General features: G+C 70.6%; 32 protein-coding genes. 19 read left to right on the forward strand and 13 right to left on the reverse strand.

Annotation, left to right across the window (positions count from 1 at the left end):
* Positions 1–23 precede the first annotated feature (23 nt).
* Entirely contained in the window at positions 24–326 is a 303-nt protein-coding gene (locus KF837_15070; protein ID MBX3228639.1) for a hypothetical protein, read from the forward strand.
* Positions 327–361: 35 nt separating this feature from the next.
* Here the strand turns inward: KF837_15070 and KF837_15075 are convergent, their stop codons facing one another.
* Positions 362–874 carry a hypothetical protein gene (locus KF837_15075; GenBank protein ID MBX3228640.1) on the reverse strand — a complete coding sequence of 171 codons (513 nt, stop codon included), beginning with the start codon at positions 872–874 and terminating at the stop codon, positions 362–364.
* Between the two features lie 140 nt (positions 875–1,014).
* On the opposite strand from KF837_15075, the gene KF837_15080 reads away from it, so the two are divergent.
* Positions 1,015–2,256: a hypothetical protein gene (locus tag KF837_15080; GenBank protein MBX3228641.1), complete on the forward strand. Its 1,242-nt coding sequence runs from the start codon at positions 1,015–1,017 to the stop codon at positions 2,254–2,256.
* A gap of 3 nt (positions 2,257–2,259) precedes the next feature.
* Here KF837_15080 and KF837_15085 read toward each other — a convergent pair whose 3' ends face one another.
* The gene (locus KF837_15085) at positions 2,260–4,050 is read right to left on the reverse strand and encodes a protein kinase (protein MBX3228642.1); all 1,791 of its coding nucleotides are present in this window, start codon (positions 4,048–4,050) and stop codon (positions 2,260–2,262) included.
* A 36-nt stretch (positions 4,051–4,086) separates the two neighbouring features.
* On the opposite strand from KF837_15085, the gene KF837_15090 reads away from it, so the two are divergent.
* Entirely contained in the window at positions 4,087–4,911 is an 825-nt protein-coding gene (locus tag KF837_15090) for a sigma-70 family RNA polymerase sigma factor (GenBank protein MBX3228643.1), read from the forward strand.
* Here KF837_15090 and KF837_15095 read toward each other — a convergent pair.
* The gene (locus KF837_15095; protein ID MBX3228644.1) at positions 4,899–5,270 is read right to left on the reverse strand and encodes a hypothetical protein; all 372 of its coding nucleotides are present in this window, start codon (positions 5,268–5,270) and stop codon (positions 4,899–4,901) included. The genes KF837_15090 and KF837_15095 overlap by 13 nt on opposite strands.
* Before the next feature lie 227 nt (positions 5,271–5,497).
* Here KF837_15095 and KF837_15100 point away from each other — a divergent pair, with 227 nt between their 5' ends.
* Positions 5,498–6,052, forward strand: coding sequence for a hypothetical protein (locus tag KF837_15100; protein MBX3228645.1), 555 nt, complete (start codon positions 5,498–5,500; stop codon positions 6,050–6,052).
* A gap of 47 nt (positions 6,053–6,099) precedes the next feature.
* Here the strand turns inward: KF837_15100 and KF837_15105 are convergent, their stop codons facing one another.
* A complete protein-coding gene (locus tag KF837_15105) occupies positions 6,100–6,594 on the reverse strand; it encodes a hypothetical protein (GenBank protein ID MBX3228646.1) in 495 nt (164 codons plus the stop codon).
* Between the two features lie 184 nt (positions 6,595–6,778).
* On the opposite strand from KF837_15105, the gene KF837_15110 reads away from it, so the two are divergent.
* A complete protein-coding gene (locus KF837_15110) occupies positions 6,779–6,991 on the forward strand; it encodes a hypothetical protein (protein ID MBX3228647.1) in 213 nt (70 codons plus the stop codon).
* 31 nt (positions 6,992–7,022) lie between these two features.
* On the opposite strand, the gene KF837_15115 is transcribed toward KF837_15110, so the two are convergent.
* The gene (locus KF837_15115) at positions 7,023–7,688 is read right to left on the reverse strand and encodes a hypothetical protein (protein MBX3228648.1); all 666 of its coding nucleotides are present in this window, start codon (positions 7,686–7,688) and stop codon (positions 7,023–7,025) included.
* Between the two features lie 168 nt (positions 7,689–7,856).
* Between KF837_15115 and KF837_15120 the strand changes: the two genes are divergently transcribed.
* On the forward strand, positions 7,857–8,201 hold the full coding sequence (locus KF837_15120) for a nucleotidyltransferase domain-containing protein (GenBank protein ID MBX3228649.1): 345 nt from the start codon (positions 7,857–7,859) through the stop codon (positions 8,199–8,201).
* A gap of 35 nt (positions 8,202–8,236) precedes the next feature.
* Here KF837_15120 and KF837_15125 read toward each other — a convergent pair whose 3' ends face one another.
* Positions 8,237–8,590 carry a hypothetical protein gene (locus KF837_15125; GenBank protein MBX3228650.1) on the reverse strand — a complete coding sequence of 118 codons (354 nt, stop codon included), beginning with the start codon at positions 8,588–8,590 and terminating at the stop codon, positions 8,237–8,239.
* 9 nt (positions 8,591–8,599) lie between these two features.
* On the opposite strand from KF837_15125, the gene KF837_15130 reads away from it, so the two are divergent.
* Both KF837_15130 and KF837_15135 read left to right on the forward strand, forming a co-directional pair.
* The gene (locus tag KF837_15130) at positions 8,600–9,508 is read left to right on the forward strand and encodes a fatty acid desaturase (protein ID MBX3228651.1); all 909 of its coding nucleotides are present in this window, start codon (positions 8,600–8,602) and stop codon (positions 9,506–9,508) included.
* Between the two features lie 42 nt (positions 9,509–9,550).
* Positions 9,551–10,021, forward strand: a complete 471-nt coding sequence (locus KF837_15135; protein MBX3228652.1) for a hypothetical protein — start codon at positions 9,551–9,553, stop codon at positions 10,019–10,021.
* A 15-nt stretch (positions 10,022–10,036) separates the two neighbouring features.
* On the opposite strand, the gene KF837_15140 is transcribed toward KF837_15135, so the two are convergent.
* Complete coding sequence (locus KF837_15140; GenBank protein MBX3228653.1) at positions 10,037–11,212, reverse strand: VWA domain-containing protein; 1,176 nt, start codon at positions 11,210–11,212, stop codon at positions 10,037–10,039.
* 163 nt (positions 11,213–11,375) lie between these two features.
* Here KF837_15140 and KF837_15145 point away from each other — a divergent pair, with 163 nt between their 5' ends.
* From KF837_15145 to KF837_15155, 3 genes are read left to right on the forward strand one after another with little or no spacing between them, the layout of a single operon-like run.
* Positions 11,376–12,266, forward strand: coding sequence for a hypothetical protein (locus KF837_15145; protein MBX3228654.1), 891 nt, complete (start codon positions 11,376–11,378; stop codon positions 12,264–12,266).
* Between the two features lie 36 nt (positions 12,267–12,302).
* On the forward strand, positions 12,303–13,253 hold the full coding sequence (locus tag KF837_15150) for a hypothetical protein (GenBank protein MBX3228655.1): 951 nt from the start codon (positions 12,303–12,305) through the stop codon (positions 13,251–13,253).
* 31 nt (positions 13,254–13,284) lie between these two features.
* Positions 13,285–14,766: a carboxypeptidase M32 gene (locus tag KF837_15155; protein MBX3228656.1), complete on the forward strand. Its 1,482-nt coding sequence runs from the start codon at positions 13,285–13,287 to the stop codon at positions 14,764–14,766.
* 6 nt (positions 14,767–14,772) lie between these two features.
* Here KF837_15155 and KF837_15160 read toward each other — a convergent pair whose 3' ends face one another.
* Both KF837_15160 and KF837_15165 read right to left on the reverse strand, forming a co-directional pair.
* Entirely contained in the window at positions 14,773–15,465 is a 693-nt protein-coding gene (locus KF837_15160; GenBank protein MBX3228657.1) for a hypothetical protein, read from the reverse strand.
* Positions 15,462–15,794, reverse strand: a complete 333-nt coding sequence (locus tag KF837_15165; protein ID MBX3228658.1) for a hypothetical protein — start codon at positions 15,792–15,794, stop codon at positions 15,462–15,464. Before KF837_15165 ends, KF837_15160 begins: the two co-directional genes overlap by 4 nt.
* Positions 15,795–15,886: 92 nt before the next feature.
* Between KF837_15165 and KF837_15170 the strand changes: the two genes are divergently transcribed.
* Positions 15,887–17,470: a DUF2330 domain-containing protein gene (locus KF837_15170; GenBank protein ID MBX3228659.1), complete on the forward strand. Its 1,584-nt coding sequence runs from the start codon at positions 15,887–15,889 to the stop codon at positions 17,468–17,470.
* Positions 17,471–17,501: 31 nt separating this feature from the next.
* On the opposite strand, the gene KF837_15175 is transcribed toward KF837_15170, so the two are convergent.
* A complete protein-coding gene (locus KF837_15175; protein MBX3228660.1) occupies positions 17,502–17,903 on the reverse strand; it encodes a hypothetical protein in 402 nt (133 codons plus the stop codon).
* Positions 17,904–17,984: 81 nt separating this feature from the next.
* Here KF837_15175 and KF837_15180 point away from each other — a divergent pair, with 81 nt between their 5' ends.
* From KF837_15180 to KF837_15210, 7 genes are all read left to right on the forward strand, one after another.
* Entirely contained in the window at positions 17,985–18,551 is a 567-nt protein-coding gene (locus tag KF837_15180) for a hypothetical protein (GenBank protein ID MBX3228661.1), read from the forward strand.
* Positions 18,552–18,568: 17 nt separating this feature from the next.
* Entirely contained in the window at positions 18,569–19,702 is a 1,134-nt protein-coding gene (locus KF837_15185) for a fatty acid desaturase (protein ID MBX3228662.1), read from the forward strand.
* Between the two features lie 81 nt (positions 19,703–19,783).
* Positions 19,784–20,482, forward strand: a complete 699-nt coding sequence (locus KF837_15190) for a hypothetical protein (protein ID MBX3228663.1) — start codon at positions 19,784–19,786, stop codon at positions 20,480–20,482.
* Positions 20,483–20,551: 69 nt separating this feature from the next.
* Entirely contained in the window at positions 20,552–22,336 is a 1,785-nt protein-coding gene (locus KF837_15195; GenBank protein MBX3228664.1) for a hypothetical protein, read from the forward strand.
* The gene (locus KF837_15200) at positions 22,320–23,108 is read left to right on the forward strand and encodes a hypothetical protein (protein MBX3228665.1); all 789 of its coding nucleotides are present in this window, start codon (positions 22,320–22,322) and stop codon (positions 23,106–23,108) included. The genes KF837_15195 and KF837_15200 overlap by 17 nt, the downstream gene beginning before the upstream one ends.
* Before the next feature lie 76 nt (positions 23,109–23,184).
* Positions 23,185–24,150, forward strand: a complete 966-nt coding sequence (locus KF837_15205) for an RNA polymerase sigma factor (protein ID MBX3228666.1) — start codon at positions 23,185–23,187, stop codon at positions 24,148–24,150.
* A complete protein-coding gene (locus KF837_15210; protein ID MBX3228667.1) occupies positions 24,141–24,773 on the forward strand; it encodes a glutathione S-transferase family protein in 633 nt (210 codons plus the stop codon). Before KF837_15205 ends, KF837_15210 begins: the two co-directional genes overlap by 10 nt.
* Positions 24,774–24,805: 32 nt before the next feature.
* On the opposite strand, the gene KF837_15215 is transcribed toward KF837_15210, so the two are convergent.
* The 3 genes from KF837_15215 to KF837_15225 are packed head-to-tail and all read right to left on the reverse strand — an operon-like array spanning position 24,806 to position 26,184.
* Positions 24,806–25,342: a HutD family protein gene (locus KF837_15215; GenBank protein ID MBX3228668.1), complete on the reverse strand. Its 537-nt coding sequence runs from the start codon at positions 25,340–25,342 to the stop codon at positions 24,806–24,808.
* A gap of 27 nt (positions 25,343–25,369) precedes the next feature.
* Positions 25,370–25,834, reverse strand: a complete 465-nt coding sequence (locus tag KF837_15220) for an SRPBCC family protein (GenBank protein MBX3228669.1) — start codon at positions 25,832–25,834, stop codon at positions 25,370–25,372.
* The gene (locus KF837_15225; GenBank protein ID MBX3228670.1) at positions 25,831–26,184 is read right to left on the reverse strand and encodes a helix-turn-helix transcriptional regulator; all 354 of its coding nucleotides are present in this window, start codon (positions 26,182–26,184) and stop codon (positions 25,831–25,833) included. The genes KF837_15220 and KF837_15225 overlap by 4 nt, the downstream gene beginning before the upstream one ends.
* Positions 26,185–26,290: the final 106 nt, after the last annotated feature.

Here is a 26,290-nt window from a genome sequence, read left to right on the forward strand (position 1 = left end):
GCCGCGCTACGCTGGCGAGGTCGATGAACAGCTACCTCCGCGTCGTCTTCCCGAAGCCCGGCTTCTTCATCCTCGACGTGCCGGTGACGCTGACCGTGAACGGCGTCGTCGCCTTCACCGGGAGCTTCATGCAGGGGTTCGACTGGTGGGCTCCGCTCCCGCCCGGCTTCCACACCGTGCAGACGAGCATCGGCGGCCTCCGCAACAAGACGTTCACCTTCGGCGTGCAGGAGGCGACGACCACGATCGCGACGCTCGAGTACAGCCGCTTCTGGGGCAACTTCAAGGAGACGCCAGCGCGCCTCGACTTCGTCAGGAGCAGCTGAGGCGCTCACGAAGTCCCCTGCGGCTCGGCTGCGCCTCAAGCCGCCGGCGCGTCGCCGCCGCAGAGTGGGCACGGGGTGGTGCGCGCGGCTTGGTGGCGGCATGACTTGCACTCGAACTTGAAGGCGTGGAAGCCGGGGTCCTCCGGGGCGGTCTGCGTTCGTGCCTTCTCGGCGCGTTTGCCTTCGTAGGTGACGGTGGCGGGGACGTACGCCGTCGCGGTGAGGAGCTCGCTGCCGCAGCCGGTGCACGACACCGCGAGCGGATAGGAGTTCTCCGTCTCGAGCACGCGGTCGAGCGCACCGGCCGCGTCGCAACGGGGACACGCGGTGGACGTGAAGCGCTCGTGGTCGCAGTCCTTGCACGCGATCCGAAACGTGCCGCGGACGAGGTCCTCACCCTTGTAACCCCACGACGGCGAGCCGTAGACCTCGCCGCCCATCAGCGGCAACGTCTGCGCGACGTACGACTCGACGACGACGCGCCGGCTCTTGCACGCCGCGCAGCCGCCGTCGACGAGCTCCGTGAACGCGGCTTCGCTGAGAGGCATGCGTGCACCATCGCAGAAAGTGAGCGGCTCCGCACGCGGCGGCGATGCGCACGTCCTCGAAAAATCAGGCCGCTATGGTGCCCGAGCTCGCGGTCTCGCCTTTGCTCGAGCCGTTGGTCATGACTGCCCCTCGTGCGCTCGTGCTTCTTCTCCTTGCCGTCGCTGCTTGCGGCGATTCGTCGTCCGCTCCGCTCGCCGAGAGGCCGAGCGACGTGAGCTCGACCACACCGCCCCCCGGCACGACGAAGACGACCGCGCCGCCGTCGTCCGATCCGCCCGCTCCCGGCGAGCCCGGCGAGCCGCCCGTCGCGCCGACGCCGGAGCCCGCGCCGAACGTCCCGGTCGGTGAGGTCACCCCGCTCTTCGTCGGCCGCTTCGACACGCGCGATCCGGCGGGACCGATCGCGTCGTGGCCGGGGTCGCGCATCCTCGTCCGCTTCGAGGGCACCGACGCGTCGGTGCGGTTCCGCGAGATCGTCGAGACGTGGATGGAGGGCGCGCCGAGCTACTGGGAGGTGCGCGTCGACGGCGGCGAGTGGACGCCGTTCGCGATGGTCCCCGACGGACAGGCGCACGACTTCGCGATCGCGAAGGGGCTCCCGCCGGGGGCGCACACGATCGAGCTCTACAAGCGGAGCGAGATGCAGACCGGCATGACGCAGCTCCTCGGCTTCGACCTGCACGGCGGTACGCCGCTCGCGCCGCCGCCGCGGCAGACGCGCAAGATCGAGGTGATGGGCGACTCGCAGACGACCGGCTTCGGGATCGAGATGCTGAACGCGCCGAACCACGACTGCCCCGGCGCGGACCACGGCGGGCGATGGCAGAATTTCCGCAAGGCGTGGGGCGCCCGGCTCGGGGAGCGCTTCGACGCCGAGGTCCACGGTATTGCGTATTCGGGCAAAGGCCTCGTCCAGAACGTCTGGCCGACCGACTTCGACACGCTCTCCGATTATTACCCGCGCGCGAACCCCAATCCGGCGATCGCGAACAGCAACCCGCCGCTCTTCGATCTGCAGAGCTGGGTGCCCGACGTCGTCGTGCTCGCCCAGGGTGCGATGGATTTCAATTCGGGTGTCGACTACGACGTATTTCGGACCGGATATCGCAAGTTCGTCATGGATACGCTGCGCGGCCGCGGGCCCAATACGCATATCTACATGTCCGTCGTCGGGCGCGGCGGGCGCGGCTCGATCGACAAGATCGCGCGCGAGATCATCGACGAGCGGGCGGCGGCGGGCGACCACAAGATGCATGTCTTCGTCGCGAAGGACTACGTCTGGACGGAGATGGTCGCCTGCAACGGCCACGGTACGCCGGAGTGGCATCAACGCATCGCCGACGAGGTCGGCGCGCTGATCGCCAAAGACCTGGGCTGGTGATCGTCAGCGCTGGACGACGCGGCCGCGCCCGACGATCTTCGCCGGGCTCGGGAGCGCCGTGCCTTCGAGGATGAGGACCGGCGCGTCGCCGATGAGCTGCGTCTTGCCCGTCACGCGGCAGCGGCGCAGCGTGAGCTGGCCTTTGTTCAGGATGTTGATCGCGTTGGGCCCGTTGATGACGCAGTCCTCCAGCACAGCCTGGCATTCGGCGCCGATCACGACCGCGTCCTCGGCGTCCTTCGCCGCGTAGAGCCCGCCGCGCCGATGCTCGATCGCGTCGGAGCCGCAGAAGAACTGCTCCGCCACACGCGCCGCCGGCTTCGCGGGAGCGGGGGAGGGGGAGGGGGCCGGCTTGGCGCTCGGCTTCTTCGCCGGAGGTTCGTCGTCGTCATCGTCCGCGGCCGCCGCAGGCGCGGGTGCGGTCGCCGCCGGCTGCGCGCCCCCCGCCGCGAGGCTCGTCTCCTTCAAGAAACGAGGCCCGAGCACGACGACGAGCCCCGCGATCACGATCGCCCCCGCGACGAGGACGGCGGCGACGATGATGATGCCGCTGTTGTTGCTCTTCGTCGTCGGCGGGGCGACGTCGCGGGAGGAGGGGAGCACGTACGGGCCCGAGCGCGGCGTGTACGTGGGCGGCGGCGCGGTGAACGCAGGCGCCGGCGGCGCGCTGTAGAACGGCGCCGCCGGCGGCGAAGTGTAGACGGGCGGCGGCGGTCCGGCGGAGCGTTGGGTCGGGAGCTGCTGGAGCGGCGGCGTGACCGCGGTCGAGACGCCGCCCGCGGAGCCGTTCGGCGCGTCGAGGCGGACGAGCGCTTCGTGCACGACGGCGGCGGCGGTCGGGCGCTGCGCGGGGTCTTTCGCGAGCATCCGCTCGACGAGCGCGACGAAGCCCTCCGGCACCGTCGGCGCGATCGCGCGCAGGTCCGGCGCGGGCTGCTCGACGATCTTCTGCCATATCGTGAAGAGATCGTCTCCGTCGAAGGGGCGTCGCCCGGCGAGGGCTTCGTAGAAGACGACGCCGAGCGAGAAGATGTCGGAGCGCGCGTCGACGGTGCGTGGATCCTTCACCTGCTCGGGCGCCATGTAATGCGGAGTCCCGAGGACGGCTTGCGACGCGGTGCGATCGAGCGTGTCGTGGACGCGCACGAGGCCGAAGTCGAGGAGCTTCGCCTGTTCGAGGCGCCCGCCGGGGAGGAAGATGTTGCGCGGGCCGATGTCGCGATGCACCGCGCCCATCGCGTGCGCGTGTGCGAGCGCGGCGGTGAGGCGGAGGCCGAGGAGGCGGACGGCGGGCCAGGGGATGGGGCCGCGGTCCATCGCGCGCGCGAGGTCTTCGCCGTCGAGCCACTCCATCGCGAGGTAGAGGCCCTGGCGCGTCTCGCCGTGCGACACGTAGCGGACGATGCCGGGATGCACGAGGCGCGAGAGCGTCTCGATCTCGCGCGCGAAGCGGGCGCGCCAACCCGGATCGGTGACGTACTTCAGCGCGACGACCTGGCCGTCGCGCTCGTCCACCGCGCGGAAGACCGTGCCCGCGGCGCCGCTCCCGACCTCGCGCTCGATCCGGTACGGACCGGCCTGGCTGAGCACGGGCGGTGACTCGGGCGCGCGGTGCGTGTCGATCGGCGGCTCACCGAGCGAGGCGCTCTTCGCGTCGTCTTTCGCGAGCGCGACGACCAGCTCGCGGCACGCGTCGCACGTGGCGATGTGGCGCTCGACCGCCGTACGCCGCGGCGACGGGAGCTTTCCGTCGATCAGCTCGAGGGCGAGGTTGTCGTCGAGGCACTCGGACATGCCCCGCCATGGTACCGTTAGCGGCGGCTCGTCGACATGACGCGAGACGAATTCGTCACCGCAGCTCGGGCGGCGTGGCCGGCGTGGCCGGGCGCGGACGACGCCGCGTTCGCTCGATTCGTCGACGATCTCCAGGCCGGCGCCGCCGAACCCGTCCCACTCGGCGAGCTCCGCGCCCCCGATCTCTGGCTCGCCTTCCACGCGGGTCGCGGCGTCGCGGCGGCGGTGGCGGCGCTCGACGCGAGCTGCTTCGCGGATCTCCACGTGGTCCTCCGCGCTCGGCGCGCGGATCCCGCCGAGGCGGAGGAGGTGGTGCAGCGGCTTCGACATCGTTTGCTCGTCGCGGAGCCCGGACAGCCGAGCCGCATCCTCACGTATGGCGGCCGCGGAGAGCTGCGAGCCTGGGTGCGCGTCGCGGCGGTGCGCGCGTGGCTCAACCTCAAACGCGAGAAGCCGCCCGGCGCGGCCTCGGCGGAGAGCGCGGAGGACGCGCTCGTGACCGAGGCAGCGGGCGACCTCGAGCTGGAGCTACTCAAAGGCAAGTATCGCGAGACGTTCCGGCGGGTCTTCCTCGAAGCGGTCGACGCGCTCGCGCCGAGCACGCGGCTCCTCTTGAAGCTGCACTACCTCGACCGCCTCTCGATGGAGGAGGTGGGCAAGGTGCTCGGCGTGCATCGGCTCACGGTGCTGCGGCGGCTCGAGCGCGCGCGGCTCGAGCTCTCGGAGGGGACGAAGGAGCGGCTCGAGACCGAGCTGCGCCTCGCACCGACCGAGGTCGAGAGCCTGCTGCGCCTCATCCAGAGCCGCCTCGACGTGAGCCTGCAGAGCGCGCTCGCTCCCGATCAGGATCAGACGAAGTGAAGGACGCCGTAGAGGACGGACATCACGATCGCGAGGCCGCCGAGCGGGACCTGGAAGGCGACGAGCTTCGAGCGGATCGCGTCGCCCTTCTGGATCGCCATCTGGTTGCCGCGGAACGCGTACGTCGAGATGAGCCCGAACCCGAGGAGCAGACCGACCGTGAAGTCGGCGAAGCCGGTGAGCGCCCAGAACGCGAACAGGAGGGGGCTGCTCCCGAGGAGCGACATGTTGAGCACGCACTGAATGAGCTCCCACACGCCCCAGCCGAACATCGTGAGCCCGATCCAGCCCTGGTACTTCGCGAGCGTGGCGAGCTTCTCGGCCGCTTGAGCGGACCGCCCGACGAGCAGAGACGACATCGCCAAGAGACCGCCCGCAACCCCGATGATCATCGACAGAAGAAACATGGATTCCCTCGCGGGAAGGGTGTGAGAGCCGGTTTCCTTACCGGCGTCTTGTCCTTCCGCGGAGAAGACACGCGCGGGTCACGGGGTGTAGCGCCTCGACGAGAAAAAATTCTCACGCCCTCGACCCCTGGAAAAATGACCATGGCACCGCTGGTCGCTCGTGTGCCACACCTGCTTGCATGAAGTCGCTCCTCATGACTGCCGGCTTGGCTCTCGCGGTGTCCACGCTCGGTTGTGGCGTCGAAGCGGACGAAATTCCGGACGAGCCCGAGGTCGCCACGATCGACGGCGTGGGGATCAAGGCGTGCAAGGATCTCGTGAAGACCTACGACGCCGAGAACGCCACGATGGGCGACGTCTACACGAACGACTGCCTGCGCGGCGCCGGCGGCTCGCTTCCGCCGACCAACACGACGGGCGGCTCCTTCGGAGGAGAGTCGAACGTCCCTTACGGCACGATGCCGCTCGGGCCGGACACGAAGAGGTTCTCATCGTGTGTCAACCAGTGCATGAGCGTCGAGGCGGCGTGCATGCTGCGCTGCTCCACGAACCCGGGCTCGACGGGATCGCTCACGATCGGCAAGACGGTCACCGTTGGAGGAAAGACCTACGGCTCCTCCACCACCGTGGCGACGTACACGAGCGGGATCTCGGGGACGAACGCGCTCGGCATGTGCAACAGCCAATGCGTGATCGCGACGAGCACGTGCACCGCCGGGTGCGCCACGTTCTGACGCGCGGATGGCGGGTCAGCCATCCGCGCTGAAGGATCAGCGGAGGATCAGAGGCAGAGCCCGATCACCGACTGGCAGCTGCAGCCGTTCGAGCAGTCCTCGATCTCGCAGACGCCCGTGCCGGCGCACGTGACGGCGCAGCCGCCGCCCTTGCAAGAGAGCGAGAGCGCGCCCTCGCTCGTGTGCTGCACGGTGCACCCGCCGCCGTCGCACGAGAAATTGCAGGCGCCGCGGCCGGCGCACTTCATCGCGCAGTTGCCCCCGCTGCAGGTCCGCGTGCACTCGGCCTGCCCGTCGCAGTTGCAGTCGCCCTCGCTGCACGTGCCGTTCTTGCCGCCGCCGCCGCCCGAGTCGCCGCTCGATCCGGCGTCGTCGTTCGTGCCGCCGCTGGAGGTGGTCCCCCCGGAGCTGGACGAGGTGGAGGAGCTGGACGAAGTAGACGAGGTGGACGAGCTCGTGCCGGAGCTGCCACCGCCGTCGGTCGTCTCGATCTGACACGCGGCACCAAGGAACAGGCTGCCGAGACACAGTGCGCAAGACAAGGCGTGGAATCTCATTGGTTCTCCCGGAAGTTGCCGCCGCAGCGGCTGTCGACGTCCCCTGGTTTCACGTCGCGCGCCAGACGCCGCGCCGATCCTACGCGAGGATTCATGCACGTGCGTGCGTCATTCCCGACGCGCTCGACGCCTCCGAGCGCCCGGCCCCGCGTCACCGCCGACGCATAGGATGAGGCGATGTCGGAAGCAGGGGGGGGCGGAGGAGCTCTTTCCCGTCGTCCGCGCCTCGGCGTCGATCGCGTCTCTCGATCTGCGGCTCGCGCCGTGGTTCGACTCCGTCCTCCCCAATCAAGATCGAGGGCTCGTCGCGTTCCTGGACGGGATCGACGTGAAGCCGGACGCCGCGTGGAAGGCGTACCTGTCGGGCGCCGCCACGGCGTGAGCGCGTCGCGGACGCGGGCGGTGTGCACGCGTCAGCGGCAGGTGCAGTCGTCGCGATCGGTCGAGCGCCAGCCGTTCTCGCAGTGCCAGCCGCACGCGACCTCCTTGGCGTCGTCCGTGCAGAAGCACAGCGCGGCGCCGGGCGTGACGTAGCCGTAGCGGTAGACCTTCGGCTCTTCGCCCACGCCGGCGGTCCCGCTGTTGCGGAGGCCGCTGCGGCACCCGTTGCGGCACTCGCAGAGGTGGACCTCCCGATCGTAGAGGTTCGGTTCGAAGAAGCAGCTGATGTTGTCCGCGACGCCGCTCCGGTGGAGGTACTCGACGATGCCCTTGCACGCCACGACCGTCCCGAGCGCCTTGGCCACGGCGCCGACCGAGATGACCACCGGCGGCGCGCCCGCGGCGCCGAACGCGATCGCCGCGCCGGCGGAGAGACCGGCGAGGCACGAGGTGGCCTGCGCCGCGGGGACGACGAAGCCGGCGAACCCGTCCTCCTGCACGTTGTGCCAGAGGTTCTCGACGAAGAAGGACGTGTCGCACGCCGGGTTCTGCGGGTAGCTCCCGCACTGGGGGCCTACTTGGTTGCTGCTCGTCTCGCCGACCTCCTCCGCTGCCTCCTGCTCCGCGACGTGGCACGCCACGGTGGCGCAGGTGAAGGACCCGACGAACAGAGCGACGACGTAGTTGTGGAATCGCATGATGTCCGGACATCGAGCAGGCGTCGTGCCGGCTCGTTTTGTCCGTAATCGCCGAGAGAATCGAGCATTGGGGACACCCGTGTGGATCCCCTGTCGACGCGAGACGACACCGCTCCGCGATCGGTGCGGTGAGACGTAGGCGCTTCGGCGCGCTAGGATCGGGTCTCAATGGCTGCGCGCGCGAACCCGTCGTCGGTAGTCCTCGCGTCGCTCGAGCGCTTCCGCGGGCTCCTCGAGGACCGCTTTGGCGCGCGACTTCGCGAGGTCGTGCTCTTCGGCTCGCGCGCTCGCGGCGACGCGCATGAAGAAAGCGACGTGGATGTCCTCGTCGTGATCGACGCTCTCACGCCCGAAGAGCGGCGCGTCGTCGTCGATCTCTCCTACGACGTCGACTTTGCAGGTCCCTGGCTCGGAATCTCCCCGCTGGCTTATTCGACCCAGCAGGCCTGCGAGCTGCGCCAGCGCGAGCGCCGCCTGTTTCTCGACATCGACCGTGAAGGCGTCCGCGTATGACGCGTGACAACAAGAAGGCGAACATCGCCGCCGAGCTAAGGCGCGCCGATGCCGCGCTCACGTCGGCGCGGATTCTCCTGCAGCGAGACTTCGTCGCGACGGGAAAGCTCGACGCGGAGATGGGACGCGCCTTCTCTGCGTTGCAGAAATTCCGTCATGACGCGGACTACGTCGCCGAGTTCGTGTTCACGACGGAAGCTGTTACGGCCGACCTTGCATCGGCCGGACGTTTCGTTGGCGCGATTCGGAGCCTCCTCGTGCTCGACGGCTGGGTCGACGCTTCGTAGCTGGTCGTTGGGCTCGTCGCGGTCCTGGACGGGATCGACGTTGGCGCTGGGATGGACGTCATTGGCGCTCGGGTGGACGCGCTCGCGACGAGCGCGCCGCATCGTCTGGGCATGTCATCGCTCGTGGCGCTGCGGCGCTCGCTCGTCGATCTTCGGGCGCCGGATCGGCGCGTTTACTTCTTGGACCTCGCGATCACGTCGGCGGTGGCGTACGCGGCGCTCGGCGTCGCCGCGTCGTCGTCGGGCGTGGCGGCGTTCGTGGTGGGGGGCGGCGTCGCGGCGCTCGCGCTCAGTCGCGCGGCGCTGTTCGCGCACGAGCTCGCGCATCAGCGGGACGCGGTGCCGGGGCTGCGGCTCGCGTGGCACGTCGCGATCGGGGTGCCGTTCCTGTTTCCGTCGTTCATCTACGAGCACGTGCATCGCGAGCATCATCGGCTCGCGGTGTACCGGACCGCGCGCGATCCCGAGCACGCGCCCGACACACGGCCGCGATGGAAGCGGCTCGCCGTGAGCCAGTCCGCCGCGCTCGTGTTCCCCGGCTTGCTCCTCGCGCGATGGTCCGTGGTCGCGCCGCTCTCGTTCGTCGTGCCGGGCGGCAGGGCCTGGGTGCTGCGTCGCTTCTCGTCGCTCACGATGAACCCGCTCTACGTGCCGCCCACGCGTCGCGCGCCGCACGAGCTGTGGGCCGAGCTCGCGTGTATGGCCTGGTCATGGATCGCGCTCGCGACGATGCCGTGGCGCGCGCTCGTCGCGGCGTGGATCGCGCTCGGGATCGCGACCGCGATCAGCGACCTGCGCGGCGAGGTGCTGCATCGCTTCGGCGACGACGGCGAGCGCGGCACCCTCGAGCGGCAGGTGCGCGACTCCGTCGACCTCCACGCGCGCGGGCTCGTGCGGCTCTTCTTTCCGATGGGGATCGGGTACCACGCGCTCCACCACCTCGCGCCGTGGCTTCCGTACCACGCGCTCGGCGCGGCCCACCGCCGGACGCGCGGCCTCGCGCGGGCTGACACGGGCTGACTCGTGCGGGCGTTTCACGCCTCGGCGCCGTATCCCGAGGTGATGCGCTTGTTCTTCTGCTCCGTCGTCCTCTCGCTGATGCTCTCGACCGGCTCCGCCCGCGCCGCCGATGACGAGGCGCCGCTGCGGATCAGCAAGGCCTTCCTCCTCGTCGCCGGCGGCATCACCGTGACGCCGCTCGCGATGGTCGCCCGTCTGAAGGCCTTCGAATCCAGCGCCGATCGCGTCACGGCGGGAGAAGTCTCGTGGGAGGCCGACGGGCTCTGGCTCGTCCCGGGGTTCGGCGGCCTCTTCCACGGTCTCGGCGCGATGTTCGCCGCCACGCTCTACGGCGACGGCGAGGGCTTCCTGCTCGGTGGGGCGATCACGGCGCTCGGTGCCACCGAGGCGATGGGGCTCGCCGCGTCGATCCTCGGGCTCGCCGAAATGGGAAAGGACGAGCCACGACGGTCCGCCGTCGTCGTTCGTCCCTTCGTGTCGGCGCAGGGGGCCGGGGTCACCGGCACGTTCTGAGAGCCGCGCGCGCGATCAGCGCACGCCGCCGCCGGGGAGCTCGGTGCCCGGCGGCGCGCTGATGGCGCAGCCGAAGACGATGTCGAGCTTGCCGCCGGTCACGTCGGCCTTCAGCGTCGCGCAGCTCGCGGCGCACATCACGACCTCCTTCGGCGCGGCCGCGTCGTCGTAGTGCCAGCCGTTCGGGTTCGAGCAGTCGGCGCTGTACGGGAGCGTCTGCGACGAGCCGCCGGCCGGCGTGTAGTCGACGTTGACCGCGTTGACGTCGAGCGTCTGGCCCGACGGCGGCGCGGGGAGCGCGTAGCTGCAGCCGAGCTGCTCCGCCTTGATCTGACCCACCGCCGCGCGGAGGTCCGCGCTCACCTGCGCGGGGTCGCTCGTCGGGATCATGATCGCGTCGCCCGTGCCGCCGCCGTTCGCGATCGTGTCGAGCTTCGTCGCCTCGGGGCCGACGCCGATCACGTAGGTCGGGATGCTCGCGGCGACGGCGGCCGCCTCCGCCGCGACGTTCTCGGCGGTGGAGCTGCAGTCGTTGGGATCGCCGTCCGTCGCGAGGACGATCGCGACCTTCTCGCCGGCGGGGAGCGACGCCTTGATCTGCTGCGCGTACTGGATCGCGCCCTTGAGCGCCGGCTTCGTCGGCGTGCCGCCGCCCGGCGACGCGTCGTCGAGCGCGTCCGCGAAGGCGTCCGCCTCCGGGAGGCCGCGCATCGACACCGCCGGCGTCGCGTACGTCGCGGCGCTGCACTGGACCGCGTCGCCGCCGCCCTGACCGAAGAAGGCGATCGACGCGTGAACGTTCGCGTTCGCGGGATCGGCGAAGAACGCCTTGAGGCCGGAGACGACCGGCTTCCAGCGCACCTTCTCGTTCTGCCCGTGCTTCGAGTTCCCCATGCTGCCCGAGCGATCGATCATGAAGACGAGATGGACCGGCGGCGCCTCCACCGACGCGCTCGACGTCGCGCACGCGGAGCCCGGCGTCACGTTGCCGACGTCGCCCGCGCCGCCCGACGAGGACGCGGAGAGCGTCGGGACCGCGCCCGACGACGCGCCGTCGTTCGTGCCGAAGCCCGTCCTCGTCGCGCTCTCGTCGCCGTCGTTCTGCCCGTCGCCTTCGGCGGCGCCGCTGCAGCCCACCGCTGCCAGGAGGAGAGAGAGACCAACGATGATTCCAACGCGCTTGTTCTTCACGCACCAGAACCTAAGCCCCGACCGCGTAGTGTCGTTCGCTCAGTCGGAGACGCTCGATCGGACGACGAGCTCGCCGCCGCAGTACGGTAACCGTAGGAAATGACTAGGGTTGCGCGCAGCGTATGGCGTGTCAATCTTACATATGCCTACACTTCGTCCCTGGTTGGCGATCGTGCTCGCGGCGATGGTTGGCGTCGGGTGCGCGGAGCCGCGCGGCGAAGACGCGAGCGTGGCGGAGGGCGAGCTCGGCGAGGACGCGCTGAACCCGCTCGACGAGGAAGGTGTGCTGCTGCTCGTGAACGATCGCGCCGTCACGGCGGACGTGTTGACGGCGCGCGCGGGGATGACCGCGCCCGGCGCGCAGGCGATCGTCGACTACCGCACGAACGCGGACGGCGCGCCGCGCTGGTTCATGGAGCTCGACGAGCTCACCGCGCTCCCGGGCCTCGGCGCGAACGCGCTCGACGAGCTCGTCGCCGACGCGCGCGCGAACGGGTACGTCGAGGCGCGCGGGTTCGAGCCGCCGACGTCGGCGCGCCTCTCGATCCCCGACGGCCTCGGCCGCCCGCCCACGTCGAACGACGTCACGGTCGAGGCGGGCTTCGACGGCAAGTCGCCCGACGACGTCGTCGCGCTCGTCCGCTCGCGCCTCACCAACAAGCTCTACTCCGGCAACGAGCGGTTCGTCGACGAGACCGTGCGCACGAACCACAAGGCGTTCACGATCGCGCTCGGCAACCTGTTCGCGCCGAGCTCGCCCACCGCCGCGCTCGTGAACGGCCTCCAGGCGGACCGCATCACGATGCTCGGGACGATGTCGGCCGTCACCCCCACCATCATCATGGTCGAGAAGGCCGGCGCCGCGACGTATTACGCGCGCGGCGAGGGCAGCGGCGCGTACCAGCCCATCCCGAAGCCCCGATACCCGATCATCATGCGCTCGCGCGTCCGCACGCTGAGCCACCCCGAAGGCCCGGGCGTGCGCGTGTTCTATCCCGCCTGGTCGGCGAAGGTCCTCGAGGGCCCGACCGGGACCGTCATCGAATCTCGATGAGTCACGTCTCTCCACGCTCGTGCGATAAGACGGATCGTGCGCCGGTCGTTGCTCGCTCTCGCGCTGATCGCTTGTCGCTCCCGCGCGTCGCCGCCGCCGCCGCCGCCCGCCGCCGACGCCGCCCCGCCCACGCAGGACGCCGCGCCGGCGTACACGCGCGTGCGTCGCGGCGGCACGGACGCCACGTTCGTCGTCGTCTCCGATACGCATGTTGGCTATTTGTACCCGGCCGAGAAATCGAAGCTCTCGAAGAGCGCGGTGAAGGAGCCCGTCGGGCTCGAAAGAGACAATGCCAAGTTGATCGCGCGCCTGAACTCCATCGCGGGGCGCGATTACCCCGCCAAGATCGGCGGCAAGGTCGCGCCGCCGAGCGGCGTCGTCATCACCGGCGATCTCACCGAGTGGGGGCAGGCCCTGGAGTGGGAGCGGTTCGTCGAGCTCTACGGCCTCACCGGGACCGAGGGGCCGCTGAAGCTGCCGGTGTTCGAGATGATTGGCAATCACGACAAGGTCGCGCTCGGGCCCTGGGTCGCCGATCGGGTCGCGGAGCGTCACGGCGGCCGCTACTACGCGTGGGACTGGGGCGACCTCCACCTCCTCGCGCTCGGGGAGGCGCCGGACGACGACGGGCTCGCGTTCCTCGAGAAGGACCTCGCCCACGTCGCGCCCGACGTGCCGCTCGTCCTCTTCTTCCACCTCGCGCTCCTCGGGCCGTGGTCGGACGGCAATTGGTTCGACGGCGTCTACAAGGACCGCCTCCATCGCCTCATCGACGGGCGCAACGTGGTCGCGATCTTCCACGGCCATCACCACGCGACGGGCCACTACGAGTGGCGCGGCATCGACGTGTGGAAGCCGGGCGCGGTCAAGCACGACGCGCACACGTTCGCGGTCGTGCACGCGACCGACGAACACTGGACGGTGGCCTCGTACGACTGGGAGCTCGACGCGTGGCGCGATAGCTACGCGAAGAAGATGCCGCGCTGAGCGCCGCGCCGCCTGCGATACCCTGGGCGCGATGGATGCGTATCGCGAGCTACATTGGCGTTTCGATCGGCACTACCTCCTGCGGAGCTCGGCGGACATGCTCGAGTGGGACGCGCAGGCGATGATGCCGGACGGCGGCGGCGACCTCCGCGCCGCGCAGCTCGGCACCCTCCGCGTCCTCGCGCACGAGGCGATCTCCGGCGCCGACATGCAGGCGCTCCTCGACGGCGCCGACGCCGCGCCGCCGGCCAATCCGTGGGAGCGCGACAACCTCGCCGCGATGCGGCGCGCGTGGGTGCACGCCGCCGCGGTCCCGGCCGATCTCGTCGAGGCGCGCACGCGCGCGACCTCGGCCTGCGAGCTCGCCTGGCGGAGCGCGCGCCGCGACGACGACTTCGCGAGCCTCCTCCCGCTCCTCTCCGAGGTCGTGAACCTCACCCGCCAGATGGGAGAGGCGAAGGCCGCGCTGATGAAGCTCTCGGTGTGGGACGCCCTCGCCGACGAGTACGAGCCGGGCGCGCGCGAGGAGCAGCTCGCGTCGCTCTTCACGCGGCTCGAGCACGAGCTCCCCACGATCGTCGACGCGATCATCGAGGCGCAAGCGAAGCGGCCGCCGGCGCCGGAGCTCGCCGGCCCGTTCCCGATCGAGCGGCAGGCCGCGCTCGGGCGCCACCTCGCGCAGCAGATGGGGTTCGACTTCACGCGCGGCCGCCTCGACGTGAGCGTGCATCCGTTCTGCGGCGGCGCCTCCGAGGACGTGCGAATGACGACCCGCTACGACGAGCGCGACTTCCTCACGAGCGTCCTCGGCGTCATCCACGAGACGGGGCACGCGCTCTACGAGATGGGGCTCCCGCGCGCGTGGGCGCGCCAGCCGATCGGGCACGCGCAAGGGATGGGGCTCCACGAGAGCCAATCGCTCTTGATGGAAATGCAGGCGGCGCGTACTCCCGAGTTCCTCGGATACTTGGCAAAGACGGCGGGGCAGCTCCTCGGCATCGAGCTCCGGCCGGAGTCGCTCGCGCAGCACGCGCTGAAGGTGGAGCGCAGCCTCGTTCGCGTCGACGCCGACGAGGCGACGTATCCACTCCACATCATCGTTCGCTTCGGGATCGAGCGCGCGCTCATGAGCGGGGACCTCGCGGTGAAGGACCTCCCCGGCGCGTTCCGCGACGCGATGGCGCGCGTCGTCGGCGTTCGCCCGAACACCGATCGGGACGGCTGTCTCCAGGACGTGCACTGGCCGTCGGGGGCGTTCGGTTATTTCCCGAGCTACACGCTCGGCGCGATCGCGGCGGCGCAGCTCTTCGCCGGCGCGCTCGCCGCGAACCCCGCGATCCCGTCGGAGCTCGCGCGCGGCGAGCTCACCGGCCTCCGCGCCTACGCGCTCGAGCACGTGCACCAGCACGGCTCGCGCTTCGACACGAACGGCGTCCTCGAGCGCGCGACGGGCCGCGGCCTCGACGTCGACGCGCTCCTCGCGCACCTCCGCCGCCGCTACCTCGCGTCGTGATAATCGCTAATAGCGGAAGCCGAGGAGCACGCTCGGCCCCCACACGAACACGCTCCCGAAATGGAGGTGCGCGTCGAAGCGGGCCTCCGCCGTCACCGCGTGGTCGTTGCGTGGTCCGAACGGAAAGAGGTCGACCCCGAGGTGCACGCCGGCGCCGATGCCGAGCGCGTACATGCGTTTGTCGATCGTCGCGCGGCGGATGAAGAGATATCCGGTCTCCGCCGTGCCCCCGAGGCGGAGCACGCCCATGCGGAGGAGATCGCCGGTGTAGCCGAGCCGGACGTCCCATGTCCGGAGATCGTTCTCGGTCGCGCCGTAGAGCACGGAGATGCCGCCGTAGTGGGCAATGGTGTCGGTCTGCGAGCCGACGCCGAGGCGGACGCGCGCGCCGGTGACCGGGATGCCGTTGACCTGCTGGTACTGGAAGCCGCCCGCGCCGCGGAACGAGAGGCGGTGCTTCTTCGCGGCGTCTTCTTCGGACTGGGGCGGCGCGGACGCAGGTGCGGGTGCGGGGCCCGCGGCGTCGGGCTCGGCGCCCGCGTCGGCTTGCTCGTAGACGATCGCCGGCTCGCCACCGCCGTCGCTGCTCGAGGGAGCCGGCGCCGGCAAGGTCTCGAGCTCCTGCGCGTGCGCGATCGAGAAGAGGGAGAGCGCGCCGGCCGCGGCGACGCCGAGGAAGAGGACGCCGCGGAGGCTCATCGGCAGACCTCCTGCTCGATCTGGGCGGTGGACTGGCCGGGGTACGGCTCGTTCGCGATGCGGGTCATGGCGGCGCAGATGTCTCGGTTGCGGAGGTCGTCGCAGCTGCGGTCGCGCACGCAGCCGGCGGCGCGGTTGGTGAAGTCGACGCCGGAGTTGCAGCCGACGTCGCAGCTGAACCGCCGCGCGTCGATGTCGGGACAACACTCCTCGAGGCGCGAGACCGCCTCCTCGCACTGGAGCTCGTCGTTGTCGAAGTTGGCGCAAGAGAGGGCGGCCGCGACGAAGAGGGCGACGAGCACCCCGAGCCCATGGCGTCGAACACGCACGCCCCGAAGGTATCCGGTGCCACGCCTCCGTGTCTCGATGACTTCGCGAAGGTCCGCGTGTACGGTGAGAGGCGCGCGAAAAACGTGTCGTCATGAAATACGGGCTTCGTCTCTTCCTCCTCGCGACGGTCTCCGCCGCTCTCGTCACCGACGCCGGAGAGGCGGAGGCATGCGGCGGCTGCTTCATCCCGCCCGCCGACGCCACCGTCGTGAACGACCACCGGATGGCGTTCTCGATCTCGCAGAACCAGACCGTGCTCTGGGACCAGATCCGCTACTCCGGCGATCCGTCCGAGTTCGCGTGGGTCCTCCCCGTGAAGCCCGGCGCCCGCATCGAGCTCGCGAACGACGAGTTCTTCACCGCGCTCGACACGAGCACCCAGCCCGTCGTCTACGCCCCGCAGCGCTTCGGCGCCTTCGACAACGCGGGGTGCGGCCTCTCCGGCTGCGCCGACGACGGCGAGGCCTCGGCCCTGAGCGCGGGCGGTGGGAGCGACGTCGAGATCCTCAGCCAGAGCGTGGTCGGTCCCTACGACACGGTCACGCTCCGCGCGACGGAGGAGGACGCCCTCACCAACTGGCTCCGGAACAACGACTTCGTCATCCCCGTGTCGATCGAGCCGACGATCGCCGCCTACGTGAAGGAGGGATTCGACTTCATCGCGCTGAAGCTCCGGCCGACCTGCGGCGAGCGCCAGATGCGACCGGTCCGCGTCGTGAGCCCGGGCGCGATCCCCACCCTCCCGCTCCGCATGGTCGCGGCGGGGGTAGGGCCGCGCGTCGGTATCACGCTTTACGTGATCACGGAGGGCAAATACCAGCCCCAGAACTTCCCGCACGCGCTCATCGACGACGATGACCTCCGCTGGGATTACTCGCAAAACAAATCGAACTACGAGCCGCTCTCTCAGGAGATCATGGGGCGCGACGACGGGCGGACGTGGGTGACGGAATACGCCGATCGCCCGCAGTTGCCGCTCGTGAAAGGCTGGCAGACACCGCAACAGCAAACGCGGTTCGGCCAGACCACGGCCGCGTCCCGCCGCCTGCAGACCGGCTTGACCGATCTCTATTACGGACTTTGCAAATTCTACCGGCCGCCGCCGTCGCCTTTCGGCTCGTCGACGAGCAGCTCGTCGTCGTCCGGGAACGTCGTCCTCACGCCGTGCCTGGAGGACGGCGGCAGCCAGAGCCGTCCTCCGATCGTGGACGCCGGAGCCGACGCCGACGCTGGAGACGACGACGACGCGGGGATCGACGCCGGCTCGACCCAAGAGCCCGACCCGGAGCCGGAGCCCGATCCCGACGATCCGAGGCCGAGCGGGAACCTCGTCCGGGACTGCGCGTACCTCGACGACCTCGATCTCGCGATCGACGGCCTCGCGCGCGAGAACGTGTGGGTCACGCGCCTTCGCTCCCAGCTCCCGAGCACGGTGCTCACCGACGGCGATCTGATCGTCGAGCCGGCGAAGCTCTCCGACGGGCGCGCCGACACGACCACGGTCAGCAACCTGCACTGGGCCCTCTACGCCGAGGGGGAGGCGGTGCCCGAGAGCACCAAGGGCCGCTGCGATACGACCCCGCGCTCCGCCCGCTCGCGCGCGGGAGCGTGGGCGATCGGCGTCGGCCTCGCGTTCGCGGGCGCGTCGTGGCTGCGCCGCCGCCGCCGTCGTTGAACGGAGCACGAGTCGTGGAGCGGAGCCGGAGCTACCAGCCGCGCTTCACGAGCGAGCGTCCCATCCAGCCGAGCGCGACGATCGCCGCGCCGAACATCACGTACGGCGCGGCGGAGCCGAAGAACACGTGCGCCGCGAACATGAAGAGGCCGGTCGGCACGAGGATGACGCGGCCGCGGCGGCCCCAGAACGACGCGCTCGTTCGCTCGTTCGCCCCTTCGACCTCGAGGAGCGCCCGCACCTCTTCCTTCGTGAGCTTCACCGCTCCGCGCTCGTCCGTCTCGTCTTGCAGAGCCTTGGCGCGCGCGACGACCACGCGCCGCGGCGTCGGCTCCCGCTCCGGTTCCGCCGCGGGCGTCGACGCGCTCGACCGATACGCCGTGCGCTGCGCCTTCGCCTCGTCCGCGGTCGGGAAGCGGGGCTCGTCGCTCATCGCTCGAGCGTAGCGGACGGCCGCCAAGAATGCAGCGGCCGCCGTGGTCACACTCGCGTGCTGCCGCGCGACGCTCCTCCGATGCGAACGTGCGCGCTGCTCCTCTTCCTCGTCGCGTGCACGGAGCGGCCTCCCCCCGCGGCGCCGCCCGCGGCCGAAGCCGACCTCGTCCTTCCGATCCCCGCGCGGAGTCAGGCCCCCGAGGCGCCGCCGGCGGGATGGTGCGGCGAGACCGCGATCCAGGAAGGCCTCCTCTATCTCGGACGCTCCGTCTCGCAGCGCGCGATCAACCGCGCCGGGAAGCCGGCGCACCCCGATCTCTACGCGACGGAGATCCCGATCGCGTTGAAGGAGCTCGGCGTGCGGTTCACGCGGTACCCCGGCGGTCGCGGCTACGAGGGCTTCCGGCGCTGGGTCGTGGACGCGCTCGCGGCGGGGCACCCCGTCCTCGCGGGCGTGAAGCTCGTGCCGAGCGCGCATCCCACGTGGGGGCTCGATCACTTCGTGCTGGTCGTGGGGCACGGGAAGAAGGGGCTCCTCGTCAACACGACGTGGGGCTACCGCGCCTGGGTCGCCGAGGACGGCGCGTCGGGGCTCTCGCTCGAAGGCGCATTCTACGGCTATCGCCTCGACGGCCTCGCCCGTTGAGCTAAGCTGCGGCCGCTTTGGCCCAGCCCTTCGATCCGAGCGCCGTCGACTGCGACGCATTCTTCCGTGACCTCCGCGCGATCCGCCGCGAGGTCGAGACCTCCTACGGCGAGGAGGACGTCGCCCACGTGCGCTTCATCGAGCGCTTCGGCCGCGCGTCGACCGCGCTCGGCCTCGCGACGGCGTGGTTCCCGAACCCGCTGAGCATGGCGGCGCTCGCGTTCGGCCGCTCGACGAGCTGGCTCCTCATGCATCACGTCGGGCATCGCGGCTACGACCGCGTGCCCGGCATCCCCGAGCACCTCACGAGCCGCGGCTTCGCGGCGGGACGTCGCCGCTTCCTCGACTGGCCCGACTGGATGCTGCCCGAGGCCTGGAAGTACGAGCACAACGTGCTCCACCACACGAACACGGGCGAGCTCAAAGATCCGGACCTCATCGAGCGCAACACCGAGGTGCTGCGCGACATGCGCGCGCCGGCCGCGTTCAAGTACGGCGTGATGGGGCTCCTCGCGATGACGTGGCGCGCCTCGTACTACGCGCCGACGACGATCCGCGTCTGGCTCCAGCGCGGGACGGACCTCACCGGCGAGGAGAACCCGCCGGGCTATTTCAAGACGCTCCTCCTCCATTGTTATGCGCCGTACGCGCTCTTCCAGTTCGTCGCGCTGCCCGCGCTCTTCGCGCCGCTCGGGCCGCTCGCGATGGCGAGCGCGCTCGTGAACTCGCTCGGCGCGGAGGCGATCACGAACGTGCACACGTTCCTCGTCGTCGGGCCGAACCACACCGGCGACGACCTCTATCGCTTCGACGAGCCCGCGCGCTCGCACGCCGAGGCGGCGGTGCGGCAGGTGCTCGGCTCCGTCAACTACGCGACCGGGAGCGAGCTCGTCGACTACGCGCACCTCTATCTCAACTACCAGGTCGAGCATCACCTCTTCCCGGACATCCCGATGGCGCGTTATCGCCAGATCCAGCCGAAGATCGAGGCGCTCTGCGCGAAGCACGGCATCCCGTACGTGAAGGAGAGCGTCTGGTCGCGCGCGCGGAAGATGCTCTCCGTCGCGGTCGGCAAGACCTCGATGAAGCGCGTCCGCAACGTCGGCGAAAAGGCCCTCGGCCGCGCGCGCGCCGGTCTGAGCGCGGCATAGCGCTCGATTTGCCGCAGTGCGCGTGCTACCGAGGGCGCGCGAAAAATGACTGCACGACATCATCTGATCGAGAGCCCGGACATGGGTCGCCGCGTCCATATGTGGACGTTCGGCGAAGTCGGGCAACCCCTCATCGTCTTCCCCTCCAACGCCGGCGTCGCGCACGAGTGGGAGAAGGGCGGAATGATCGACGCGCTCGCGCCGCTCCTCGCGCGCGGTCGGATGAAGGTCTACTGCCCGGAGACGAACGTCTCGAAGAGCTTCTCGGGCAAGGGCGGCGTTCGCTGGCGGATGGCGCATCACGCCGCGTACGAGCGCTTCGTGATGAACACGCTCGTGCCGTGGATCAGGAACGACCTCCGCCAGCCGCACGCGCGCATGGTCGCGACGGGCTGCAGCGTCGGCGCGATGTACTCCGCCATCTTCTCGCTCAAGCACCCGGAGACCTTCCGCCAGGCGCTCTGCCTCTCGGGCAAGTACCGCGCGAGCTCCTTCTTCGAAGGGCAGGTCAACGACGACGTGTACTTCAACGATCCGCTCGCGTTCACGCCGAACCTCCGCGGCGCCGCGCTCGAGCGCGTCCGCCGCAACACGCACATCACCGTCGTCGTCGGCCAGGGCGCGAACGAAGGCAGCTGCATCACCGAGACGCGCGAGTTCGGCGCCATCCTGCACAAGAAGCGGATCCCGAACCACATCGCGTTCTGGGGCGAAGACGCGAGTCACACGTACCCGTGGTGGCAGAAGCAGGCGCGTCACTACCTCAGCCAGATGTTCTGAGCGCGCGCCTCACGCGGGGACGCGATACGAGTTTACGCGTCCTCCGCGAACGGTCATCCTTTCCTTTGCGTGCGCAGGCTCGTCGTCCTCGCGTTGGTGTCGCTCGCGCTGGTCGCTTGCGGGCCGAGCAAGCCGGAAGGTTCGCTCGACGGCGTCGTCGCGCTCTCCGGCGGCGACGATCTCGCGTGCGCCCACCGGAGCGACGGCTCGACGTGGTGCTGGGGCGACACCTCCCTCACCGGCAGCGGCAGCTCGTCGTATGCGCGCCCCGCCGTCCTGCCCGGGATCGAGCGCGCGTCCTCGATGGGCGCGCAGGTCTGCGTCATCCTCCAGGACCGGAGCGTCGCCTGCAGCGAGGCGAGCTTCGGTCGCTTCAACTCGGCCTGGGCGCCGGTGCCGGCGCAGCTCCTGCCCGAGTCGGCGGCGCGATCGGAGCGGCCCGTGCGGCTCGGTCGCGTGAGCGGCCTCGAGGACGTCGTGCAGGTCGGGACCGGCACGTACATCGATTGCGTCCGCCGGCGCGACGCCACCGTCGCGTGCTGGGGCGACGCGGCGGAGGTGCTGCGCACCGGCACGCACGACCGCACGCGCCCCGCCGGCGCGCGCGTCGCGAACGGGCACCTCGTCACCGACGTGAAGGGCCTCCCGCCGATCGTGCACCTCTCCGTCGGCGTCGGCTCCGCCCTCGCGATCGGCGAGGACGGCTCCGCGTGGGTCCTCGGCGGCGTCGCGCGCGGGGTCCTCCGCGTCGCCGGCGTCGACGACGCGGTCGAGGCGGCGTCGGGGCACGCGTTCCACTGCGTGCGCCGGCGGGGCGGCGAGGTCGCGTGCTGGCGCGACGGCGTCGCGGCGGAGAGCCTCTCGAAGGTGCAGACCTCGCCGCAGCGGATCGATCTCCCGCCCGCGGCGAAGATCGCGGCCGGGCCGTGGGGCGCGTGCGCGCTCCTCGCCGGCGGCGGCACCGCGTGTTGGGGCGGCGATCGCGGCGTCGCGAAGGCGGAGACCTCGAGCTGGCTCTCGCCCAAGCGCATCTCGAACGCGGACGCCCTCGAGGACCTCGTCGTCGGCGCGTTCTTCGCGTGCGGCAACGACGCGGCCGGCAACGTGCTCTGCTGGGGCGACGCGCGGCGGCTCGGCGTCGGCTACGAGGGGCCGCGGCAAAGGGCGAAGGCGCCGCACGCGATGGGCTGGGTGCAGCTCAGCGCCGGCGCGGAGGCGCTCGCGCAGGCGGATCGAAAGGCCTGGCTCACCGGCGCGGTCGCGCTCGCCGGCATCTTCGTCGGCCTCCTCTCCGCGCGCCGCCTCGTCGCGCGCGCGACCGACGTCTGGCGGCGCCTCCCCGCCGCGCCGCTGCTCGCAGGTGCGGGTTATCGCGCGGGAGAGATCGCGATGACGCGCTCGTCGGCGCCGCCGCTCGTGCGCGCCGCGATCGCGCTGGGGCTTGCCTCCGCCGGCGCCGACGCCGCCGTCATCGTCGTCTTCGACAGCCTCTACGCCGCGACGACCAAGGGCACCTTCGTCTTCGGCGCGCTCGCAGCCGCGGCCTGGATCGCGTTCGCCGTCGCCGCCGTCGCGCGGGCGACGCGCGGCGGGCACGCGCCCCTCCGGCGCTGGCGCCTCGTCGGCGGGCTCGCGCTCTTCGTCCACGCCGCGATGGGGCTCTTCGCGCTGATTGCCAAATACGAGCTGGTCTGGACCCTGGCGGGCGAGCGCGCGGCGGCGCCGGGGGCGGCCGGGCTCGTCACCGGCGTCCTTCAGCTCACGAGCGCGCTCGGCCTCGTCGCCGGCGGCGCGATGATCGCCGCTTCCCGTCACCATCGCGCGCTCTCGGAATTCCATGCCCAAGACCGATAAACCGAAATTCACCCGCCTCCGCCTCGACGACCTCACGATCGAAGACGAGAAATCTTTCCGTCACATTGGCCTTTATGCCGATTTGAAGGAGGTCCTCCGGCGCGCCAATTATGGATTTCGCGCGTTGCCGGAGAGCGCGGCGAGCTGGGACCGCGCCCTCTTCCTCAACCTCACGTTCTGGGGTGCGGCCGAGGGCGGCGACGTGCTCGTCGACGCGAACGTCCCCGCCGACGTCGTCGCGCACGTGGCGTGGCACCACCTCGCGGCGAAGGCGCTCATGGCGCCGGGCGCGAAGCGGCCGCCGGTCGACGCGCTCTTCCTCGGCGAGGCGATCGCGAGCGCGTTCGATCTGTACCTCGTCGGCCGCACGCTCGGCCACGCGCCGAAGTCGACCTTCCTCGCGACGCAGGTCGAGGCGATGGCGGAGACGGCGTCCGCGGCCGGTCTCGACGAGGACGCGTTCGAGCGCTTGCTCGAGGGTGTGGCCGGCGATCCGGAGGAGGCGTTCGCGCGGCTCCGCGAGCTCCTCACCGACGCGACGTCGGCGCTCTTCGCGTGCAACGACGCCGAGTCCGCGCTCGGCGTCCTCGCGGAGCTGGAGTCGCACCGCTTCGGTCCGCTCCTCTACCGCTACGAGCTCGCGAACTGGGTGCTCTACGCGCGCGCCTACGGCGATCCCGAGCCCTCGCCGCGAACGAGAGAGATCGAGCGCGCGCTGCGCGCGGCGAAGGACCCGCTCGCGTGGCTCGAAGAACGCTGGGTGAAGGGCTAAACGCCGCGATGACGCGACGCGCGCAGTAGGAGCGCGCCTGACGTATCTTTTCGAACGGCTCGATCGTCTTCCTGTCATGAGCTCCGATTTTCCCGACGAGCTGCGCGGCTCGTGGCACCGTTTCCTCCTTACTTACGAGCCCTTGCGGCCGGAGCTCTACCGCTATTGCCGGCACCTCACGCGGAGCCCGTGGGACGCGGAGGACCTCGCGCAGGACGCGATCGCGCGCGCGTTCGTGACGCTCGCGCAGATGGGGCACGAGCCGCCGAACCCGCGCGCCTGGCTCTTCCGCGTCGCCTCCAACCTCTGGATCGATCGGCGGCGACACGAGCAGCACGCCGCGCGGCTCGAGCCGCCGCCGGGACCGGAGGCGCCGGATCCGATCGCGACGCGCGAAGCCGCGGGCACGCTCCTCACGCAGCTCGCGCCGCGAGAGCGCGCGGCGGTGGTGCTGAAGGACGTCTTCGACTTCTCGCTCGAGGAGACGGCGGAGGCGCTCGGCACGACGACGGGCGCGGTGAAGGCGGCGCTGCATCGCGGTCGCGGGAAGCTCGTCGAGGCGGAGCCGGCGTTCGCGGAGCCGCCGGCTCCGGGGGCGATCGAGGCGTTCTGCGCCGCGTTCAACGAGGCCGACCTGCCGCGCCTCACCGCGCTGCTCCTCGACTCCGCGTCGGTCGAGGTCGTGGGCGCGACGACGCTCTACGGCCGCGAGCGGGCAGGGCGCAACGTCTTGCGCGGAATGCTCTTCGGGAGCCCGGCGCTCGCGAACGGCACCGGCGTCGAGTCGCGCTTCGTCTGCGGCGCGCTCCCGGTTTCGCCGCGGGTGGAGGCGCGCGCGCACCGCGGGGAGTGGCTCTTGCTCCACTGGTACGAGCACAACGACGGCTCGTTCGTGCGCGCGATCACGCGCGTCGTCGCGGACGAGTCCGGGATCGTGCGACTCCAGAATTACTTCTTCAGCCCCGATTTCCTCGCCGAGGTCTGCGCCGAGCTCGCGGTGCCGTTTCGGCCGAACGGCTATCGCTGGACGCTCTGGCGATGAAGACTCTGCATTATCACCCGATCGCGTCCTTCTGCTGGAAGGTGCTGATTGGCCTTTACGAGCTCGACGTGCCGTTCGAGAAGCACGTCGTCGACCTCGCCGATCCGGACGCCAAAGCGGCATTCACGAAGCTCTCGCCGATGGGCAAGATGCCCGCCCTCGTCGACGGCGATCGCGTCGTGCTCGAGAGCACGATCCTCCTCGAGCACGTCGACCTCGAGCGCCGCCTCGTCCAGAGCCTCGAGTGCCGCGCGCTCGATCGCTTCTACGACTTTTACGTGCACGCGCCGATGCAGAAGGTCGTCTTCGACGAGCTCCGCCCCGCCGCCGCGCGCGATCCGTACGGCGTCGCCGAGGCGCGCGCGCAGCTCGAGACCGCCTACCGCGTCGCGGACGAGCGCATGCGCGGGCGGACCTGGGCTTGCGGCGACGACTTCACCCTCGCCGACTGCGCCGCCGCGCCGGCGCTCTACTACGCCGACCGCGTGCACGCGCTCGGAGCCCACGACGCGCTCGCGGCGTACCTCGAGCGCCTCCGCGCGCGCCCGTCGTTCGCGCGCGTCCTCGACGAGGCGGCGCCGCTCATGCACCTCTTCGAAGGGCTGATCCGCTCGAACGCATGACGGGCCGGGCGCCTCGCCGTATCTGAGCGTCCTCAGCTGGGCGTGATGCGCGCCACCACCACGATGGCGCTCTCGGCGGGGACGAAGCGGAGCTCGCCTGCGTCCACGAGGGTGGAGCCCTCCGGCGCGTCGACGAGCGTGCCTGCGAGCACGTGCGCGATGCACACCGGCGCGCGCACCGTCGTCGCTTGCGTCACGGTGCGGACGTCGAGCTCCGCGGTCGCGCGCGCGCGATCGACGATCAGGTTGAAGTCGCGCACCGGTCCGTTCTTCAAGCTCCCGGTCACCTCCCAGTCGCCGGAGAAGGTGCGCGGGACGTGACGCGCGAGCTCGATGCGTCCGTGCGCGCCGGCGTCGAGCGTCATCCCCGCGCCGTCGAGGAGAACGATGTGGCGCTCGTAGCCGTCGAAGCGCGAGAACGGCCCGTCGCTCGCGACGTCCGCGATGCTCACGCGCCAGCGAAAGCGCGCGGTGTCCTCGACGCCCGGCTCCACGAGGACCTCGGTCGTCGTTCCGCCGCCGTTCTTCCACGGCATGCGGCGGTGCTCGCTCGGCAGGATCACGCGCATCGCTGCATGGTACGTGGACGGCGCCGGTCAGCGGTGGGTCTCGAGCTCCTTCGCCAGGGCCGCGAGCAGGCCGAGGGAGCCTTCGCGCCGTCCGGCCGAGCCGTCGTTGCCGTCGACGAACGCGGTGTGCTCGGTGAAGCGAAGCAGCGTCGTCTGACCCGACGGCACGAGCTCGATCGTGGAGAGGGACGAAGACATCGGCGCCCCGCCGATCGTCATCGCGTAGGCGAGGACGATCCGCTCGTTCGGGACGATGTCGAGGAAGACGCCGTCGTAGGTCATCGGCGGACCGTCGCTCCCGAAGCGAAACCGCGAGCGCTCGAAGCCGCCGACCTGGAAGTCGAGGGTGTAGCTGTCGACGATGAAGCCCTCGCCCTCGGCGAACCAGCGGCGCTTCTTCGCGGGGTCGGAGTTGGCGGCGAACACACGCGTCGCGGTCGCTTCGTAGGTGCGCTCGATGGTGAAGCTCTTGTGGATCACGGGACGGCTCATTTCTTTTTCCTCTTTCTGGGGCTGCTGGTTTCTTCTTCTTCGAGCAACGCGCCGAGGCGGTCGAGGCGGCGCTCCCATCGCTGGCGGTGCTGCATGAACCACTGCTCGGCGGGGCCGAGCGCGCCGGGAGCGAGCTCGACGGTGCGGACGCGGCCCTCCTTGCGGGTTCGAACGAGGCCGCTCGCCTCGAGCACGTGGAGGTGCTGCCCGATCGCGGACAGCGAGACCGAGAACGGCGTCGACAGCTCGCTCACGGACGCCGCGCCGGCGCAGAGGCGCTCGACCATCGCGCGCCGCGTGGGATCGGCCAGCGCGTGGAAGATCTGGTCGAGGGACGAATGCTGAAGCATTGGCTTCAGTGTTGTCTCGGCCCGCGCAATAGTCAAGTAGTTGCTTCAGTATTGCATTGTACGAAGGAGCCTTACGCTTCGATAAAGATCATATCGATTCCGCGTG

This window comes from Labilithrix sp. (genome assembly GCA_019637155.1).
In the GTDB taxonomy this organism is placed as follows: domain Bacteria; phylum Myxococcota_A; class Polyangia; order Polyangiales; family Polyangiaceae; genus Labilithrix.